14 protein-coding genes, 1 tRNA gene and 3 pseudogenes are annotated in these 18543 nt (G+C 46.1%); 4 read left to right on the forward strand and 14 right to left on the reverse strand.

Annotated features, from left to right (window positions below; genetic code table 11):
* Window positions 1–113: 113 nt before the first annotated feature.
* From FTT63_RS13065 to hrpA, 12 genes and pseudogenes are all read right to left on the reverse strand, one after another.
* Window positions 114–1679 (reverse strand): annotated as a pseudogene (locus tag FTT63_RS13065) (ABC transporter transmembrane domain-containing protein); the annotation flags it as partial.
* Window positions 1676–3165, reverse strand: a pseudogene (locus tag FTT63_RS13070) (TolC family outer membrane protein). The pseudogenes FTT63_RS13070 and FTT63_RS13065, both read right to left, overlap by 4 nt.
* 190 nt (window positions 3166–3355) lie before the next feature.
* Window positions 3356–4099 carry an LPS export ABC transporter ATP-binding protein gene (lptB, locus tag FTT63_RS13075; RefSeq protein WP_075166901.1) on the reverse strand — a complete coding sequence of 248 codons (744 nt, stop codon included), beginning with the start codon at window positions 4097–4099 and terminating at the stop codon, window positions 3356–3358.
* A complete protein-coding gene (gene lptA / locus FTT63_RS13080; protein WP_005178815.1) occupies window positions 4099–4665 on the reverse strand; it encodes a lipopolysaccharide transport periplasmic protein LptA in 567 nt (188 codons plus the stop codon). The genes lptB and lptA overlap by 1 nt, the downstream gene beginning before the upstream one ends.
* A complete protein-coding gene (gene lptC, locus FTT63_RS13085) occupies window positions 4655–5197 on the reverse strand; it encodes an LPS export ABC transporter periplasmic protein LptC (protein WP_016659120.1) in 543 nt (180 codons plus the stop codon). The genes lptA and lptC overlap by 11 nt, the downstream gene beginning before the upstream one ends.
* Window positions 5198–5237: 40 nt before the next feature.
* The gene (locus FTT63_RS13090; protein WP_005178818.1) at window positions 5238–5777 is read right to left on the reverse strand and encodes an HAD family hydrolase; all 540 of its coding nucleotides are present in this window, start codon (window positions 5775–5777) and stop codon (window positions 5238–5240) included.
* A 3-nt stretch (window positions 5778–5780) separates the two neighbouring features.
* Window positions 5781–6758: an SIS domain-containing protein gene (locus FTT63_RS13095; protein ID WP_005178820.1), complete on the reverse strand. Its 978-nt coding sequence runs from the start codon at window positions 6756–6758 to the stop codon at window positions 5781–5783.
* 309 nt (window positions 6759–7067) lie between these two features.
* Window positions 7068–7143 (reverse strand) — tRNA-Gly (locus FTT63_RS13100).
* 65 nt (window positions 7144–7208) lie between these two features.
* Window positions 7209–8630 (reverse strand): cysteine--tRNA ligase, encoded by a 1422-nt coding sequence (gene cysS / locus FTT63_RS13105; RefSeq protein ID WP_168381398.1) that lies wholly within the window; start codon window positions 8628–8630, stop codon window positions 7209–7211.
* 127 nt (window positions 8631–8757) lie between these two features.
* Window positions 8758–9519, reverse strand: a complete 762-nt coding sequence (locus FTT63_RS13110) for a lysophospholipid acyltransferase family protein (protein WP_168407649.1) — start codon at window positions 9517–9519, stop codon at window positions 8758–8760.
* Window positions 9520–9529: 10 nt separating this feature from the next.
* Window positions 9530–10645, reverse strand: a complete 1116-nt coding sequence (locus FTT63_RS13115) for a beta-ketoacyl-ACP synthase III (RefSeq protein ID WP_016659123.1) — start codon at window positions 10643–10645, stop codon at window positions 9530–9532.
* A 30-nt stretch (window positions 10646–10675) separates the two neighbouring features.
* Entirely contained in the window at window positions 10676–14593 is a 3918-nt protein-coding gene (gene hrpA, locus FTT63_RS13120) for an ATP-dependent RNA helicase HrpA (protein ID WP_180192397.1), read from the reverse strand.
* A gap of 467 nt (window positions 14594–15060) precedes the next feature.
* On the opposite strand from hrpA, the gene ahpC reads away from it, so the two are divergent.
* Both ahpC and FTT63_RS13130 read left to right on the forward strand, forming a co-directional pair.
* Window positions 15061–15624, forward strand: coding sequence for an alkyl hydroperoxide reductase subunit C (gene ahpC / locus FTT63_RS13125; protein WP_005178834.1), 564 nt, complete (start codon window positions 15061–15063; stop codon window positions 15622–15624).
* A gap of 156 nt (window positions 15625–15780) precedes the next feature.
* Complete coding sequence (locus FTT63_RS13130) at window positions 15781–16257, forward strand: hypothetical protein (RefSeq protein ID WP_005178836.1); 477 nt, start codon at window positions 15781–15783, stop codon at window positions 16255–16257.
* A 47-nt stretch (window positions 16258–16304) separates the two neighbouring features.
* Here the strand turns inward: FTT63_RS13130 and FTT63_RS13135 are convergent, their stop codons facing one another.
* Window positions 16305–17405: a putative zinc-binding metallopeptidase gene (locus FTT63_RS13135; RefSeq protein WP_005178839.1), complete on the reverse strand. Its 1101-nt coding sequence runs from the start codon at window positions 17403–17405 to the stop codon at window positions 16305–16307.
* A 280-nt stretch (window positions 17406–17685) separates the two neighbouring features.
* On the opposite strand from FTT63_RS13135, the gene FTT63_RS13140 reads away from it, so the two are divergent.
* Window positions 17686–17895, forward strand: coding sequence for a KTSC domain-containing protein (locus tag FTT63_RS13140; protein WP_005178841.1), 210 nt, complete (start codon window positions 17686–17688; stop codon window positions 17893–17895).
* Between the two features lie 24 nt (window positions 17896–17919).
* On the opposite strand, the gene FTT63_RS13145 is transcribed toward FTT63_RS13140, so the two are convergent.
* Window positions 17920–18141 (reverse strand): DUF1653 domain-containing protein, encoded by a 222-nt coding sequence (locus FTT63_RS13145; RefSeq protein ID WP_005178842.1) that lies wholly within the window; start codon window positions 18139–18141, stop codon window positions 17920–17922.
* Window positions 18142–18437: 296 nt separating this feature from the next.
* Here FTT63_RS13145 and FTT63_RS13150 point away from each other — a divergent pair.
* Window positions 18438–18543: pseudogene (locus FTT63_RS13150) on the forward strand (alkyl hydroperoxide reductase); the annotation flags it as partial.

Here is an 18543-nt window from a genome sequence, read left to right on the forward strand (position 1 = left end):
TAATTCAAGTGAATTTGTTTGAAAGAAGAACTTTAAAAGCTTTATTTTCACCCGATAAAATACCCATAAAACAAGAGGAAGCTCAAATGAGCTTCCTCTTGTGAAAAATTGTGGGACAGCAATGGCAACAAGGTAGACTTTCCGGCACCATTCCGGCCCAGAATGGCAATTTTTTCACCGGCTTTAATTTCGAGCTTGGGTACCATCAAGGTTGGTTTAGGATCATCTTCGCCATATTTAAAGCTGACCCCGCTTAATTCATAATGACCATTTAACACCGGACGATGAATTAAGTGACTATGTTCCGGCTGATCAACCGGTTTTTTCATTAATTCATCTAATCCCTGTTTCGCCACTTTGGCCTGTTGCAAACGGCCCAGCACGCCGGCAATCTGTGAAATGGGTGCCAGCATCCGTGAAGATAAAATTGAACAAGCCACCAGAGCACCGGTGGTCATTTCCCCATCCATCACGGCAAAACAGCCGACCAGCACCACAATTGCAAAGGTCAGCCCCTGAATTTTCTGGGTCCAGGCCGTCATCACCCCAACAATTTTACGCTGACGCATGGCAATATCGGCGGAGACTTCATTCATATGATTCCACTGGTTCTGGAAGCGGGCTTCGGCGCGTAATAACTTGATGTCTTCAATGCCCTGTACCGATTCCACCAGCATGGCATTGCGGATTGCTCCTTCACGCATCCCCTCATTAGCCAGTTTAGCCAGAGGCTTTTGCGCCAGAATACCGGGAATAATCATGAGCGGTACCACAATCAGCATCACCCAGAACAGGTTCCCGCCAATCACCCAGAACACGCCCAGGAACAGCAGGAAGAAAGGCAAATCAGCGATTGCAGAAATGGTGGTCGACGTCACCAGTTCACGCACCCCTTCCAGTTCACGAATTTGTGAAATAAAGGTCCCGGTCGATTTAGAGCGTTCACTGTTTTTAATCCGTAGCGCATGTCCATAGACCCGATCTGAAATACGCAGATCAGCGCGCTTGCCGATAATATCGGAGAGGTAAATCCGTGCGACCCTTAAACTAAACTCGAAAATGGCCGCAATCAGCACCCCACCTGCCAACACCCACAAAGTGGGAACCGATTGTGCCGGAATTACCCGGTCATAGACATTCATCGAAAACAGGATGGTGGCCAGCGCCAGAATATTGGCCATCAGGGAGGCAAACATTACATCGATATAACGTTTCCAGTCCCGCAGCACAATTGACCAGAACCAGTTGTCTTCATAGGGTTTGACATATTCATCTACCCGCGCATCGGGAACCGATTTTTCCGGACGCAGGATATAGACATGCCGCACATGCTCAGCCAAGGTGTCGCTGGCCAGCATTTGTGACAAACCCTGATCACCACTGAACTGAATACTCAGGTTACCCTCAGCATCGACCTTGTCAATTACGCCCACCTGACCATCCTGGAATTCAACCAGTACCGGCAAACGCCAGGGATTGATCACTTCGGCGCTAAAGTCGGTTTTGCGCAGACTTAGGCCCACCTGACGGGCAATCAGATTTAAAATATCATCAATATTCTGGTTCGGATTCCAGTCCAGCTGCAAGCGGATACGTTCTGCGGATGGTTCAATCCGGTAATGCTTGGCAATGCTCAGCACTGCTTGAAGCCACGGTTGATAATTTATTTTAGTACTCATGGCTGAACTTCAAGCCCCTGAATGGATATATGGTTTAAATCATAAATATCGCGTGTCCGTCCGGTAATGGAGATATAGCGCGCAATGGCGGCATAAATATCAAAACGCGTATTTTCAATTTCCTGGGCGGCACTATGAATTGCCTGTTCGGCATTCAGTAAATCGACAGCTGAGCGCGTGCCTAATTTATATTGTTCCTGATACAGCTCTTTGGTCTGGATGGTGGTGGCCTGACGCTTGACCAGAATATTCATCTGGCGCTGCTTGTTCTGGATTTCTTCACGCAGCATGCGGGTTTCATCCAGCACCTCTAGATACACACTATTGACCCGTGCCTTGGCCGCTTCTTCTGCATAACTGGCCGCCCGGGTTTGTGACGCAATTGCGCCGCCCTGATAAAAGTTGCTATTGGCTTCCAGCATGATCGAATTATAGAGGCCATCATCTTCATTGTTATTTGGATTACGACCATTGATGGCCTGACTTATAGAACCTTTCACATTTAAAGTGGGATAGGCACTTAAACGTGATTGCTGCTTGCGTAATTTGGCCACTTCAACTTCAGCCTGAGCAGCGATTAGTCCGGGAATCTGCTGAAAACCGGCTCTGAATATAATTGCGCCTCTTTCACCAGCCGCTCTGGAATCTGCCAGTTACGCTGATGAACCTCAAACCCGACCAAGGTGCGCAGCTTTTGCTGAAATTGGCGCAGCTGGGTTTGTTGCACAATTAAATTGGCTTCTGCAGCTTCCAGATTGGAACGGGCCTGAATCGGGTCGGCCTGGGTACTAATTCCGGCCTCGGCACGTAAATTGGTGATTTCCGCAATGCGGGCAATCCCCTGAATCTGCTCTTCGGCAATACGGGTAATTTCCTGATAGCGTTTGATATTAATCATGGCATTGGCAGTCTGGTAAGCAATATCATCAATACTAACCAGCACATTGGCCTGCTCTGCGGCTAAACGGGCCTGTTCCAGATTGACACTGCTTTTGACCTTGCCAAAATCATAGAGCATTTGCGTGGCATTCAGGCTCAGCAGCTGACGGCCGCGCTCGCCTTTGGTCAGGTCCGCTGTGGAAATACCACCAGATAATTGTGGATAATAACCGGACTTCGCCACATCAATACTGGCATTCTGGGCTGCCAGAGTGGAAATGGCCTGGGAAATTTCAGGATGACGCTGAACAGCGGTCCGAATGGTGTCATTAAAACTCAAAGGCTGTTGCACAGAGGATCGGGCTGATGCCGCAGTTTCTGAAACAGATGATGCTGGCACTACCCGGGGCATTTCCTGAATATTTTGTGTATCGAGCTGAAACTGGCTCAGCTCACTAATACGAACCCGATTAAAATTCTGGTCAGATTGGGGGCTAAAAATAGAGGCAAAATGCTGTTTTAAAGATGAATCTTCATGCGTGGAACTTTGTTCGGCCATCGACGGTTCCGTCAGACCACTGAACAATAAGATTCCCCCAAATAGCATATACTTAACTTTATTTTTTTGGCCTATTACGGCTCTTGTATTACTCATCATTATAATTAAACGAATACGATGAAATATTTTGTGAAAGTTTAATGCTTTTTTAATTTAATTTTTTATATTTTTTCAACTTTATGACATTTAACAGATAAAACACACATCACAGCGAACCATGATGTGTATATTTTAATAACTACACCCTAAAATCTTCACCTAGGTAGACCTGTTTCACAGTTTCATTTTCCAGAATTTCCTGTGGAGTTCCTTCGGCAATCACTGCACCTTCACTGACAATATAGGCACGTTCACAAATTGCCAATGTTTCACGCACGTTATGGTCGGTAATTAATACACCAATTCCGCGATCTTTAAGGGTACTAATAATATCTTTAATATCCCCGACAGAAATCGGGTCTACCCCGGCAAAAGGTTCATCCAGCAACATGAATTTTGGATCGGCAGCCAAAGCACGGGCGATTTCTGCACGACGTCGCTCACCACCCGATACACTCATGCCCAGTGAATCTTTAATATGGGTAATTTTAAAGTCGGCCAGCAGTTCGGTTAAACGTTGCTGACGCTGCTGCTTGTTTAAGTCTTTACGGGTTTCCAGAATCGACATGATATTTTCAGCAATGGTCAGTTTTCTGAAAATTGACGCCTCTTGTGGCAGGTAACCGATGCCTTTGCGCGCACGTTCATGCATGGCCAGGTCAGATAAATCCAGTTCATCCAGATGAATTTCCCCCTTGTCCATACGCACCAGGCCAACCACCATATAGAAGCTGGTAGTTTTACCTGCACCATTTGGGCCAAGCAAGCCGACAATCTGGCCACTTTGCATACAGAAAGAAACATCTTTCACCACCCAGCGCTTACTGTAGTTTTTGGCCAGGTGTTTGATTGTCAGAGTTTGTGGCTGTACGACCTGATCCATTAATCGCGTGCTCCCGGGAATGATTTTGAACTGGATGGTGGAATCACAATCTGTACGCGACCTGAAGATGATCCGGTGTTGTTTGGCGTACCAATGGCTTCAATATCGCCTTTGTTCATACTATAACGCAAGGTATTGCCGCGAATACTGGCCCCATCCTGCTGTAAAAATGCCCCGCCCGACAAAGTAATAATACCGGTTTCCGCATTGTAGACAATTTTCTGCGCCTGACCTTTGGCCAGACCTTTATTCGGGTCAGTCTTTTGCTGGAACTGTGCCGGACTACCATTGGCGGTAATGGTGCTGATTTCTTTTTTACTGTTCAGATTGGCCACAATTGAATTGGCCTGCAAGCGCATTGTGCCCTGCTCGATAATCACATTACCGGTATAGGTGGTAATACCGGTACGCTCATTAAATGTCGCACGGTCAGCCACCAGGGTAATTGGCTGGTTCCGGTCTGAAGGCAAGGCCCAGGCTGTAGCTGAGGACAATACTGCCAAACCTACAAGCGCGGCTTTCTTCAGGAAAGTACGAGGTGTTGCAAGCTTCGGATTAACGTTCATATGTTCCTCGAATATTAAAAAATTCGTATTGACCATCATTCAAATTGGCTTTCAGTCCTTGGCTTACAAATTCAGCTTGTGGAGACTGCACCATCACCTGTTTATCGGTTTCAATTTCCCGACTGTCCGGATAGCCCGTCAATTCTGTCGTCTGCAGTTCTAATTGACCTTGCGCTAAAATTTTGGTGGCACGTACCTGGTCAGATAACACTACTTTTTCATTGTCATTATAGCCATGTGCCTGCTTGGCATAAAAAGTGGCATCAACTTTCCCGTCTTTATACATGGACGCATTCAGGTTCTGTAATTGAGAGGTCTGCTTTTGCATATCCTGCTCTAAACGGTCAACCTGAGCGCGAACATATAAATTCCCCTGTTCATCGGTTTGAGTCAGGTTAATCTGCTCCGCCGTATAGGTCATACTTCTGGAACCCTCGGTATCCAGTTTATTGCCTTTACCGCTGTAATAGTAATAACCACCACTTACAGCTGCAATTGCAATCGCAGTAATATATAAAACTCGGGTATCCATAAGTGGGGTTTTAACTCAACTCAATCAGAGGAATATCTTATTAATGAGGGATCGCGGTATACTTTTCAAGTAACTGTTCGTATACGCCTTTTGACATTAGGATCATGTCGCAGATTTCACGTACCGCACCGCGGCCACCCTGCGCCTGAGTCACCAGATCAGCACGACGACGCACTTCAACATGACCATTCGGCACCGTGACTTTCATCCCGGCAATGGCAAAGGCAGATAAATCTGGCCAGTCATCGCCCATATACAGACAGTCTTCTGGTGCCAGATTCAGCTGGGCACAGGCTTCACGTAAAGCTACGCCTTTATCTTCACGGCCCTGATAAATCAGGTCCACACCCAAGGCATTCATACGTTTTTCAACAATATGGCTGGTACGCCCGGTAATGATGATGACTTTCACCCCGGCCTGCTGCACCAGTTTCATGCCCAGACCATCACGAATATCAAAGTTTTTAATTTCATCACCGCTATTGGTTAAGGTAACGAAGCCATCACTTAAAATACCATCGACATCTAAAACCAAAGCCTCAACGTGACGTGCCTGTTCCAATAAAATATACGATGCCATTTTTTAATTTACCCCGGCCTGAATCAGGTCATGCATACTGATCACACCAATCACCTGATGTGCATCATTGACCACTACAAATTGATTAATTTTTTTATCGCGTAACTGTGCCAGTGCTTCAACCGCACGGGCTTCCTGAGAAATGGTCGCAGGCTGCTTGATCATGACTTCAGCCACCGGCAGATGAATATCAAAGCCCTGCTGTTTGTCGATTAAACGGCGCAAATCACCATCAGTGAAAATTCCCAATAAGGTGTCCTGTTCATCCACCACCGTGGTCAGCCCCAAACGCTTGTCGGAAATTTCATACAGCACTTTGTTCATTGGGGTTTCTGGCGCGACTTTTGGCAGCTCGGCGCCGGTATGCATTAAGTGTTTGACATGCAACAGCAAGCGTTTACCCAAAGCACCCGCAGGATGGGAACGGGCGAAATCATCTGCGGTAAACCCACGCGCATCAAGTAAGGCCACAGCCAGTGCATCCCCTAAGGCCAATGTTGCGGTGGTGCTCGAGGTCGGTGCCAGACCCAGTGGGCAGGCTTCCTGAATGTTCCCTAAAGTTAAAGCCACATCGGCATTTTGTGGCATTGGGCCGCTGTCATCTCCGCTGATGGTAATTAACGGCACTTGCAGATGTTTGATGAGCGGCATCAGCATCATGATTTCATCACTTTTGCCAGAATTGGAGATGGCAATCAGCACATCACCCCGTACCAGCATGCCTAAATCGCCATGTCCTGCTTCGCCCGGATGCATAAAGAATGAAGGTGTACCGGTCGAGGCAAAAGTCGCCGCCATTTTACGGCCAATATGCCCGGATTTCCCCATACCGGTGATCACCACACGGCCTTTACATTGCAAAATAATTTCGCAGGCGCGGCTAAAGCGCTCGTCAATTTGTGTGGCCAGTGTTTGCAGAGCTTGTTCTTCTATACGCAAGGTACTGAGCGCCACACCTTGAAAATCAATCGGGTTTGACATGTTTTCAGAATTCAAATTTTTAACCTTCGTTCAGGGCTGAACGGTCTTCATTCAAGCAGAAATTAATTTTCGCAATTTTAGCATATCTATGCAAATGTCACGTTTTTAAATGTATAAGATTTCACACGATTTCTTCATGATTCCGCCTGTTGTTGATAAACCACAGCACAGGAAGATGGTGAACATGAGTCTCATTTTTTAGCTCAGGCAGTTAAGCTAAGTTTGAGTGTAGATAATGGATAATGTTTCATATCTGGATAAAAACGCATAAAAAAAGCCTCAATCATTTGACTGAGGCTTTTAAAATTTTGGAGCGGGAAACGAGACTCGAACTCGCGACCCCAACCTTGGCAAGGTTGTGCTCTACCAACTGAGCTATTCCCGCAATATGGAAGTGCATTATAGAGAGTTTCATACAACTGTCAACTCTTTATGCTTCCAAGTGGCGATTTAATCAGCACGACGCCAAACGGTACCTTGACGGGTATCTTCCAGCACTACGCCCTGATCGAGCAAAGACTGACGGATTTCATCGGCACGGGTAAAGTTTTTGTCTTTTTTGGCATCTTTACGCTGTTGAATCAGATCTTCAATCTGTTCTTCAGATAAACCAAGTGCATCCTGGCCAATGTCTGACTTCAGGAATTCATCGACATTGTGCTGTACCAAACCAAGAATATTGGTCAGATGACGCAAGGTAGCATAGAAGATTGCTGCCTGTTCGGCATTTTCTTCTTTCACCGCGCGGTTCAGTTCTTTATTCACTTCAAACAGCACTGCAATCGCTTCCGCGGTATTAAAATCATCCCGCATTGCGGTATTAAAGCGTTCGACCAATGTGTCATCTAGCGTTTCTAACAGCTTGTCGCCATACACGGCCTGATAGGCTTTAAATGAATGATAGAAACGGGACAGCGCCGTCTTGGCTTCTTTTAGTGCTACATCCGAGAAGTTCACCGGACTACGATAGTGTGAAGACACGATGAAATAACGGATCACTTCCGGATGGAATTTCTCCATCACTTCCCGAATGGTGAAGAAGTTGCCGAGCGATTTTGACATTTTCTCGCCATCGACATTAATAAAGCCCACATGCATCCAGTAATTAACATACTGCTCACCGGTAGAGGCTTCAGACTGGGCAATTTCATTTTCATGATGCGGGAACATCAGGTCTGAACCACCACCATGAATATCAAAATGATTGCCCAGGCAGCAGGTCGACATCGCCGAACATTCAATATGCCAGCCCGGACGACCTTTGCCCCACGGTGATGGCCAAGCCGGTTCATTTTCTTTGGCATGTTTCCAGAGCACAAAGTCAAATGGATGTTTTTTCTCTACTTCGACATCGACACGCTCTGAAGCACCAGCCTGCATATCTTCCAGTTTACGACCGGATAAACGGCCATATTTTGCAAATTTTTCAACCTGGAAATAAACATCACCATTTGAAGCCGGATAAGCGGTGCCCTTGTCAACCAGATTGCCAATCATGTTTTGCATCTGGTCGATATAGTCAGTGGCACGCGGTGCTTCATCCGGAGCCAGACAGCCGAGGTTTTCTGCATCTTCATTCATGGCCTGAATAAAGCGGTCGGTTAAAGCGGTAATACTCTCGCCATTTTCATTGGCACGTTTGATAATTTTGTCGTCAATATCGGTGATATTGCGTACATATTTGACTTTCCAGCCCTGACTCCGCAAGAAACGGATGATGTAGTCAAATGCAACCATGACACGCGCGTGACCAATATGACAGTAGTCATACACGGTCATACCGCAGACATACATGTCGATCTGTCCATCGACGCGTGGCACGAATTCTACTTTTTTGCGCTGCTCTGAGTTATAGAGAACAAATGGTTGCATAGCTGTTCAAAAGACTTCAAATAAAAGGATGGTTCATCTTAACCTAAGCATTATTTTTCATAAAGTTTTCTCGTTATTTTTATCAAAAATCACTTGTGCGGGCTTAAACTCAAGCGCATCCCGGCTGTTATGAGGATGGGTGCCCTGTTGAACGGGCTTTTAGCTGCGCTAAGGTCTGGTAAATTTGCTGGGCGATTTCTTCTCGCAGCGTGGTCAAATCTTCAGAACCTAATCTCTGCCCGACCTCTACCGGTGGCAAAAACTGAAAATAAAAAGGTACCCGCTTGGGAATCAGGTGTTTCGGTAATGATGGAATCACATCGCCATGACGTAATAATTTATCCAGTTGAGGGACTTTGAGCAGTTTCTGAAACAGACGATGCTGCACCACGGTTCTGGCATCAAAACCAAACTCGAAAATATCATCAGGGCCAAAGGCAGCAAAAGGAATAATGTCGTACTGAAATTCCTGTGCCAACTGTAAAAAGCCGTAGCGCTGTTTCCAGATCAATTGATACTGCTCACCCGGATGTTTCAGCACTTCACGTCCGCCACCCGGAAAGACCAGAATCGAATAGCCCTGCTGCATCAAGGCACGCACATATTCACGCTGGCCATCGACTGCGCCGAACTTTTTGACAATATCGCGCCAGATTGGCAAATAAAAATGGCTGTGGTCGGCAATACTAACCACAGCCACCTGATGTTCATTGAACAGATAATCAATAATAACGGGGGCATCAAAAATCCCGTAAAGGGAATGATTGCCCACATACATGGCAGGTCGGGATGCATCAATATATTCACTGCCTAAAAAGGTCGGCGTGAAATAGCGTTTAGATAAGGCGCTCAGCGTCTTGATCCATTTTGCATCATGCTGGACCTGCAATCTCTACCCCTTAAACCACGTGTTTTTGTACCAGGATACAGCCCACCGAGTAGCCGGCACCAAATGAACATAACACGCCATATTCGCCATCATTCACTTCATGCGCAGTACGATGCAAGGCAATGATGACCCCGGCAGATGAAGTATTGGCAAACTCATCAAGAATAATTGGCACCAACGCCGGATCTGCTTCCGCAGCCGCTTTACCAACCACCAGTTTCAGAATCAGTTCGTTCATGCTGGCATTGGCCTGATGCAACCAGAAACGTTTTACATCGGCTGGTGCAATCGCATTTTTCTCCAGCTGCGCGGTAATCATTTTCGCAACCAGTGGACACACTTCTTTAAAGACTTTACGGCCGTCCTGACGGAAACGCTTGTCATCAATATCGGCATTTTCAGACAGATTCAGGAAACCGAAGTTGTTACGGATGTTGTTCGAGAACTGGGTAAATAACTGAGTGTCCACAATTTCAAAACCGGTTTTGCTGTCGGTGTCTTCAATAATTGACGCAGTGGCAACATCGCCAAAAATAAAGTGGCTGTCACGCGAACGGAAATCATTGTGTGCCGATGTAATTTCGACATTCACCAGCAAGACACGGCGCGCACCGCTTTTAATGGCATCATACGCCTGTTTTAAACCAAAGGTTGCTGCTGAACAGGCCACGTTCATGTCATAGGCATAGCCCTGAATCCCGAGTGCAGTCTGAATTTCAATGGCCACCGCCGGATAGGCACGCTGCATATTCGAGCAGGCCAGAATCACCACATCAATGTCTTCAGCCGTGACACCGGCATTTTCCATTGCCTGTTTGGCTGCAATTACGCCCCACTCGGCCTGAAGCGAGATTTCATCATCAGCGCGTTCTTTTAAATGTGGACGTAAACGGTTTGGATCAAGCAGACCGGTTTTCTCTGACACGTAGCGACGTTTCACGCCAGAGGCTTTTTCAATAAATTCTGCACTTGAGCCACGGCGTGCTTCTAACTCGCCCGCTGCAATTTTGTCAGCATTGGCCGAGTTATACTGTTCCACATAAGCATTTAAACTTTCAACTAACTCTTCATTGGTAATGACATCTTCAGGATGGAATAAGCCCGTACCGGTAATGCGAATGCCCATGTAAAACTCCTTTTTGAAATTCACTCTATCTTAACCGATTCCCAGCTTTTCCCATACTTTTTGTAGCCGGTTTGGCGAAATTGGCATCTTGGTCTTCATTGGCTGCGAGAATAACGAAATACGTAACTCCTCTACCATAAAGTACAATTCTTTCAAGCGGCTGTCATTTTTAAACTTGAACAGTTTGTCCATCCACGGGTCAATCTGCACAATGGCGGCATCATCACGTTGCAGGTTATTCGGCAAACGCTCCAGACGCAGCACCAGCGCTTTCAGATAACGTGGATATTCGCTCCAGACGTCTGCTGGCTTGCTATACACGAAATCAGCCAGGTTCATGAGGTCCAGCTGATCTTCAATATCATCCATATTTTTGGCAAAGACCGACTCATCCAGCATCAGCAGTTTACGGCGGATATCCTGCCATTGAATATAAATCTCATTAAAGCTGAGCAGCGCTTGCTGTCCACGACTGAGGAATGATTTTTTTACCTCAAGTAGTAGCGTTTGGAACTGTTCAGCGTTGACTGGCAAGTCATCAATTGACATTTGCAAGGTGGCATAGACCAGCATCTGTTCCAGCTGTGCTTTATCGCCCAACGGAGAATAAGCCAGCGCCAGCGGTTTAGAAATCTGTTTTTTCAGCTGGCGGATTAAATCACCCAGCTGCATATGAATCAGGCGAATCACCCCGGCCCGATGCTGTTTAATAGCCTCTGCCTGATCATTAAAGGTTTGAATCACCACACCCGATTCATCTTTCTGTTCCAGCGCAGCAAAGTCTTTGGTCGGTACCAGCGCCTGATACTGCTTGACCACCACACCAGTGACTTTTTGCGAGGCTTCAAACACAAAGTTGTCCGGGAAGGTTTTAAATTCACCTTTCAGCTGTTTCACCGGACTATGGGTTTCGGTACGGCAGCGGGCTTTCAGCTCGCTCAGGTCACGGCCCTGTTCGATGACCCGGCCTTTTTCATCAATCACTTTAATAAACGGCAGCAGATACTGATCGATCCGTTCAAAGCTAAAGTCTTTTTCAGTGATCTGATCGCCGCGCAGCTGAAAAGCTAGGAAGCTGAAAATATGCTCACGCAGATGCGTCGCATCAATTCGTGCACTCAGTTTGCGCGCGGTATCCGGAATTGGCACCAGGTTACGGCGTTTATCTTTCGGTAAGGCTTTAAGTAGCGCTTCAATCAGCTCTTCACGCCAGCCCGGAATCCCCCAGGACCAGATGTTTTCATCGACCTGTGGCAGGGCCTGAACCGGAATTTTTACCGTTGCGCCATCTTCATCATGGCTCGGATCAAAACGGTAGCTGGCCGCCAGACGCAATTCGCCATTACGCAGATAATCCGGGAATTGCTGCGTGGTCGGGCGATCATTCAGCCACAAGGCATCATCATCAACAAATAAATAACGTGGCTCTTTCGGCTCGACGGTCGCGCGCCAGTCTTCAAAAGAACGGCGGCTGGCCACATCTGTCGGCACTTTTGCGGCATAGAACTGATAGATGGTTTCTTCATCTACCACCAGATCGCGGCGGCGCAGCTTGTCTTCGACCCGCTCCACTTCTTCCAGTTTGAGTAAATTATGCTTTAAGAACGGCAGCATAATTCCCAGGTTACCGGTAGTCAAGGCATCGCGCAGGAAAATCTCATGCGCCGCCGGCTGATCGACCTTTTCATAATTCACCTGACGTTTCGGTTCAATGATTAAACCAAACAGTGAAATCTGATCATAGGCATTGACCACTCCGGCTTTTTTCGACCAGTGCGGTTCAAAATAATGATGTTTTAACAGATCACGCGCCGCCAGAAGAATCCACTCCGGCTCAATTTTGGCCAGGGTTCGCAAATACACCTGTGAGGTTTCCACCATCTCAAAAGCCATCACCCACGGGGTATTGGTCTTATGCAAGGTTGAGGCCGGGAAAACCCGCGCTTTTTGCTGACGCACTGCCATAAACACATTACGTTCATCGGTTTTATTGGCAATAAACGATAACAGTCCGGTTAATAAAGCCCGATGCAGATTTTCATAACTGGCTTTCTTTTCATTGAAAGACAGTTTTAACCCCTGTGCCAGATCGACCAGCTGCTCATGGGTTTTCTTCCATTCACGTAAACGTAACCAGCTCAGGAAATGGTTACGGGCAAAGCTTCGGCGCTTGTTTTCACTCAAGTCACGATTGGCCAGCAAGGCATCCCAGAGTTTGAGATAAAACAGGAAATCGGAATCGGCTTCACGGAACAAGGCATGTTTTTGATCGGCCTGCATCTGTTTGTCGGCCGGGCGTTCCCGTGGGTCCTGCACCGCCAGTGCCGCCACAATTACCAGAATTTCATTTAAGGCACCAAAATGTGCCCCGCCCAGAATCATTCGTGCCAGACGTGGATCAATCGGCATTTTTGCCATTTGCTGGCCAATTTTGGTTAAGGAATCTCCCCCAACCCCTCTTTTAGACAGAGGGAGATTATTATTTTCGTCAGTCGCTTTAGACGGATTCGCTTTCTTCTCCGTCATTGCGCCAAGCTCAATCAAAAGCTTGCGGCCGTCATTGACCAGTCGATGATCTGGGGGCTCGATAAAATCAAAATCTTCCAGCGAACCGAGGCCCAGACTTTGCATCTGCAAAATCACCGAAGCTAAGTTGGTGCGTTTAATTTCCGGTTCGGTAAATTCCGGACGGCTTAAGAAATCTTCTTCCGAATACAGACGGATACAGACACCCGGTGCAATACGGCCACAACGGCCTTTACGCTGGTTGGCTGCGGCTTGCGAAACTGCTTCAATTGGCAGACGCTGTACACGTGAACGATAGTTATAACGTGAAATCCGGGCAAAACCACTGTCAATCACATAGCGGATATTCGGTACAGTTAACGCCGTTTCCGCGACGTTGGTAGCAATAATAATCCGTCGGCCACCGCCCGATGGATTAAAGATTTTCTGCTGCTCGGCCAGGGCCAGACGTGCATATAGCGGCAACACTTCCGTATGGCGCGGGCCATGCTTGATCAAGGTTTCCTGTAATTCACGGATTTCCTGCTCGGTGCTGGCAAACACCAGAATATCGGCATGTTCAGGATGACCTTTTTCCTGTGCATCGGCAAAGCATTCTTCCACCGCCTGCACCACTGCACGCGGCAGGTTTTCTTCAAAGTCATCAAACTCATCATCATCACTGCCGCCAATGCTCAGTTCGGAAATGGGACGGTAACGTACCTCAACCGGATAGCTGCGCCCTTCGACTTCAAAAATCGGCGCGCCATTAAAGTAATTGCTGAAACGGTTTACGTCCAAAGTCGCTGAGGTAATGATGACTTTGAGATCTTTACGCCGTGGCAACAGCTGCTTTAAATAACCCATGATGAAGTCAATATTCAGGGAACGTTCATGCGCTTCATCAATAATAATGGTGTCGTATTTGCTTAAGTAACGGTCATTGGCCAGCTCTGCCAATAAAATACCATCGGTCATTAAGCGGACAAGCGAATCCTGCGAGCCCTGTTCATTAAAACGGACTTTAAAGGAAATGGATTCACCAAGTTTTTCACCGACTTCTTCGGCAATCCGCTGCGAGACACTGCGCGCGGCCAGACGACGCGGCTGGGTATGACCAATCAGACCGGTTAAACCGCGCCCGGCCAGCATGGCAATTTGCGGCAACTGGGTAGTTTTCCCCGAACCGGTTTCCCCCGCCACAATAATCACCTGATGTTTTTGAATTGCCTCAACCAGCTTGTCGGCGTATTGGGTGACCGGCAAATCCTGATTCAGTTTGATGTTTGGAATACGGCCCAGGCGTTCCCGAACTTTCAGATTGGATTTTTCAAATAGCTCAGAATATTGTTTTTCATTTGCATCTTTTCCTTTACGCAGTCGATTTAAACGATGACGGTCACGCGCCATAACGAGTTGATCTACATTTAAATGACTCTGCACAGAACAAGATTCCTAATTTAAATAAAAAAATATCAATCGGCTATTTTACGCTGTAATGACAGCCAGCGGAAGAATCCGCCCATGAAATGAACGAACAGACCCTCCAGCCTGTCTGCTTTTGCAGCGAATCCGCTGTCCGCAAACTGAGTACGGTGGCTTCTAGATTGTGACGATGACGAACATTTCCAAGCAGTCTGCCTAAAAATAAAAAATATTTTTGCTTTACCCTTGAATTTTACCGAGCTTGACATCATGTTTGATGAGGAATGAAAAAGGTGTACTTTTTAATTGTCATGTGGTCATCATATTTTTCGGCTACATAATAATACACACCGCCTGAATATGGCTTAAACAATCATCAATTCGGTTTTTCCGATGGTGGTAATGTAAAAATACCATTTCAGCAATAAAGCAAATTTCTATAATCTAATTGAAATTCAAAACAAACCTCAATCATGGAGACAATGATGAGCTTAATTAATACTGAAGTTAAACCATTTAAAGCAAATGCCTACCACAACGGTCAATTCGTTGAAGTAACTGAAGCTGATCTTAAAGGCAAATGGTCAGTTGTATTCTTCTATCCAGCTGACTTCACTTTCGTTTGCCCAACTGAGCTTGGTGACCTTGCTGACAACTACGCTGAATTCCAAAAATTAGGCGTTGAAATCTATGCAGTTTCTACTGACACTCACTTCACGCACAAAGCTTGGCACGATTCTTCAGAAGAAATCAAAAAAATCCAATACGTAATGGTTGGCGACCCAACTTGGACACTGTCTAAAAACTTCGAAGTATTAATTGAAGCTGACGGTCTTGCTGATCGTGGTACTTTCGTCATCGATCCAGAAGGCAAAATCCAGATCATCGAAATCAACGCGGGTGGTATCGGCCGTGACGCGCAAGAACTTCTTCGCAAAGTAAAAGCTGCTCAATACGTTCACGCTCACCCAGGTGAAGTTTGCCCAGCAAAATGGAAAGAAGGCGACGCAACACTTGCTCCTTCAATCGACCTAGTTGGTAAAATCTAATCTGTATTAGATTAAACTGATTGAAAAAAACCACGCTTGATCGCGTGGTTTTTTTATTGATGCGCTTACATTTTTACTCAATTTTAGCTGCTGTAGATTCTTTTTATTTTCATCTGCGTTGATTAAGCTACTGAAAAATGCGCTATGGATAGACCGATGAAAACCCTATTAATTGCAGCCTTATTCACCACCCTGTCCCTGCCGGCCTGGGCTGATGTGCAGTGTAGCGGCAGCTTAAAAGATCGTTCGATTTCCGACAATATTTTCGTTGGCAAGCAATGCACCTTAATTAATGTGCAGGTCGATGGCAATGTCATGCTGGCCGATGGTGCCAAAGCCATTCTCCGAAACAGCCATATTGATGGCAATCTGGAATCCAAAGGCCGTTTTGCACAGCTGGTGGCGACCAATAACCGCATTGAAGGCAATATTCAACTGGAACGCGGCAAGCTGACCCAGCTGCACAATAACCGTGTAAATGGCAATATCCAGCTCAAAAACAATCGGGGTACGCTGAATATTAGCCGTAATCAGGTCGATGGCAATCTGGAATGTGAAAATAACGCGACACCACCGGTGGGTGGACGTAACACGGTACAGGGCGATAAAACAGGACAATGCCGCCGTTTATAAGGTGGGATGATTTTATGATAGATGAGGGTTTGATGATGGATCAAGCATTAACCATCCACAGGAATTGGATTGTCCGAAACTGGCGGCAAACCATGGATCACCTGATGAATCAGTTGTAATTTTTCCATCACCTTCGGACTAATCACAAAGGGATAAAAATCTTCCTGCCCCATACTCCGATTCACACTATTCATGGCAAAAGCCACTGGCAACCAGGCCTGAAAAATCTCGTTAAAGTCGGTCAAAAAATACGGATTTTCACGTTGCTTGAAGTACATAAAATGCTGCTCTTCATGCACAATTTGCGGATGAATACTCATGCCAAAAGAAGTTGCCGTTTCCAGCACATCAACAATATGTAAATAATGCGCCCAGCTTTCCGCCCAGTCTTCCCACGGATGCATGGTGGCATAGGCACTAATATAGGCATCCATCCAGTTGCTTGGTGCGCCGTGCTGATAATAGTCCTTCACCGCCTGCTGATAACAGGCGCGCTCATCCCCAAAAAGTTGCCGAAAGCGTGCCAGATAATCACTGTTGGCCACCAGAACATCCCAATAATAATGGCCAATTTCATGCCGAAAATGCCCCAACAAGGTCCGGTACACTTCAGCCATATTCTGCTTGGCCATCATCCGCTCGACATCATCGGCTTCGGCAATATTTAAAGTAATCACCCCGCTGGCATGGCCGGTCATGACTTTGGGAGCACGATCATCATTCGGATTGGCCTTAAAGTCGAACACCAGCCCACGTTCAGGACTTTCCAGCTTGCTCAGTAAAGGCAAATTCCAGCGCAGCAAGGCATAGACCAGGCGATGCTTGGCCAACTCGATTTTTTGCCAGCGGCAGTAATATTGCGGCTGGTTTAAATCCGGGATAATCCGGTTTAAACGGCAGGCCGGACAAAACTGCTCCGGACTGTCAAACGGAATAATCCAGTTACAGACCTGATGCTGATGATTCTGGCAAAAACGGTAAGCCTTTTGCGTGACCGCTTCAACAAATTCCCCTGCCCGCTGACCCGGTTGCAACGCCAGCATATGCATATATTGCGCATCAAAACCTAAATGATGCTGGCACACAGTACACTGGGTATTGTCGAAATAAATCGGATGCTGACAATAACTGCACTGAAAAAGTTGCATGAGAATGGCTCAGTCGATTGTTTTTATTACAGAGATGCCGCTAAGCTTAGAAGATTCTGATTTTTCTGAGTGTAGTTTTTTGCAGTGAATGTTTAGTGTTGCTGCAACCGTGGTGCAGATTGTCCCCATACGCTGCGCTTTGACCGGGAGTGTTGGCACACAACACTCGACTTTCGCGGATAAAGTTGAAAATTCTTACAAATCAGTAATACATCCGGCTCTGCATTTGGCATATGGTCAAACTATAACGATTCCAAACACAATAAAGGAGGAATGGCTAATGGAAACTGTCCTGACTGTAACCTTCTGCAAATACAATACCTCAACACGCTACTTAAAAATATTTTATAACAATGGGTTGGCAGAGCTTTATCATCCTGTGCCAGAATTTATCTATAACAATCTGCTACGCAGTCATGATAAAGCTGCTTTTGTGCAAAAATATCTGGAGTACGATTTACACTTTAACAAGGTCTCGTTGCGACCTTGAATTGAGGTGCAGCAATTTCACCTCTCACATCATTTCCTGAACCAGTTTAAAACGCGGTAATTCACGATCATCTTCCAGACTGATCGATTCGGTAAACATGCTCAGTGGTCGAACCCAAATGGAATAATCACCATATAAACACTGGTAGACCACCAGCTTTTCCTCGGTTTCACTGTGCGTGGCCACATGCAACACCTGATACAACTGCCCTTTATAATGCTGATAAATGCCTCGGCTTAAACTCATCTTGATACTCACCTTTGTAATTTTAAATGCCATTGCTCAGGATAATGCCTAGTTTTAGTCACAAATAGCAAATCTTTGATTTTCTTATTGTCAATTCTTGAAAATTCCAGTGACAAGCCACATCTTAGAAGATAAAGCCATACATTTTTATGTGCAACTTCTGCATAAATACATGATTTTTATTATTTGATTTAAAAAACCGATTGTTTTAATAAAAACAAACCGTTTCACCAATTAAATATTTTCTCCTATCATGTCTTTATCAAATACATTTTACTCCTCTGGAGACGTTAGCAATGTTAGATCAAAATACCACAGCCCAATTAAAAGCCTTGTTAGAACGCCTTGAAGGTCCAATCGAATTAGTGGCCACTTTAGATAGCTCTGACAAATCAGACAAAA

It is taken from the genome of Acinetobacter sp. C15 (genome assembly GCF_013420645.1).
Classification (GTDB): Bacteria; Pseudomonadota; Gammaproteobacteria; order Pseudomonadales; family Moraxellaceae; genus Acinetobacter; species Acinetobacter indicus.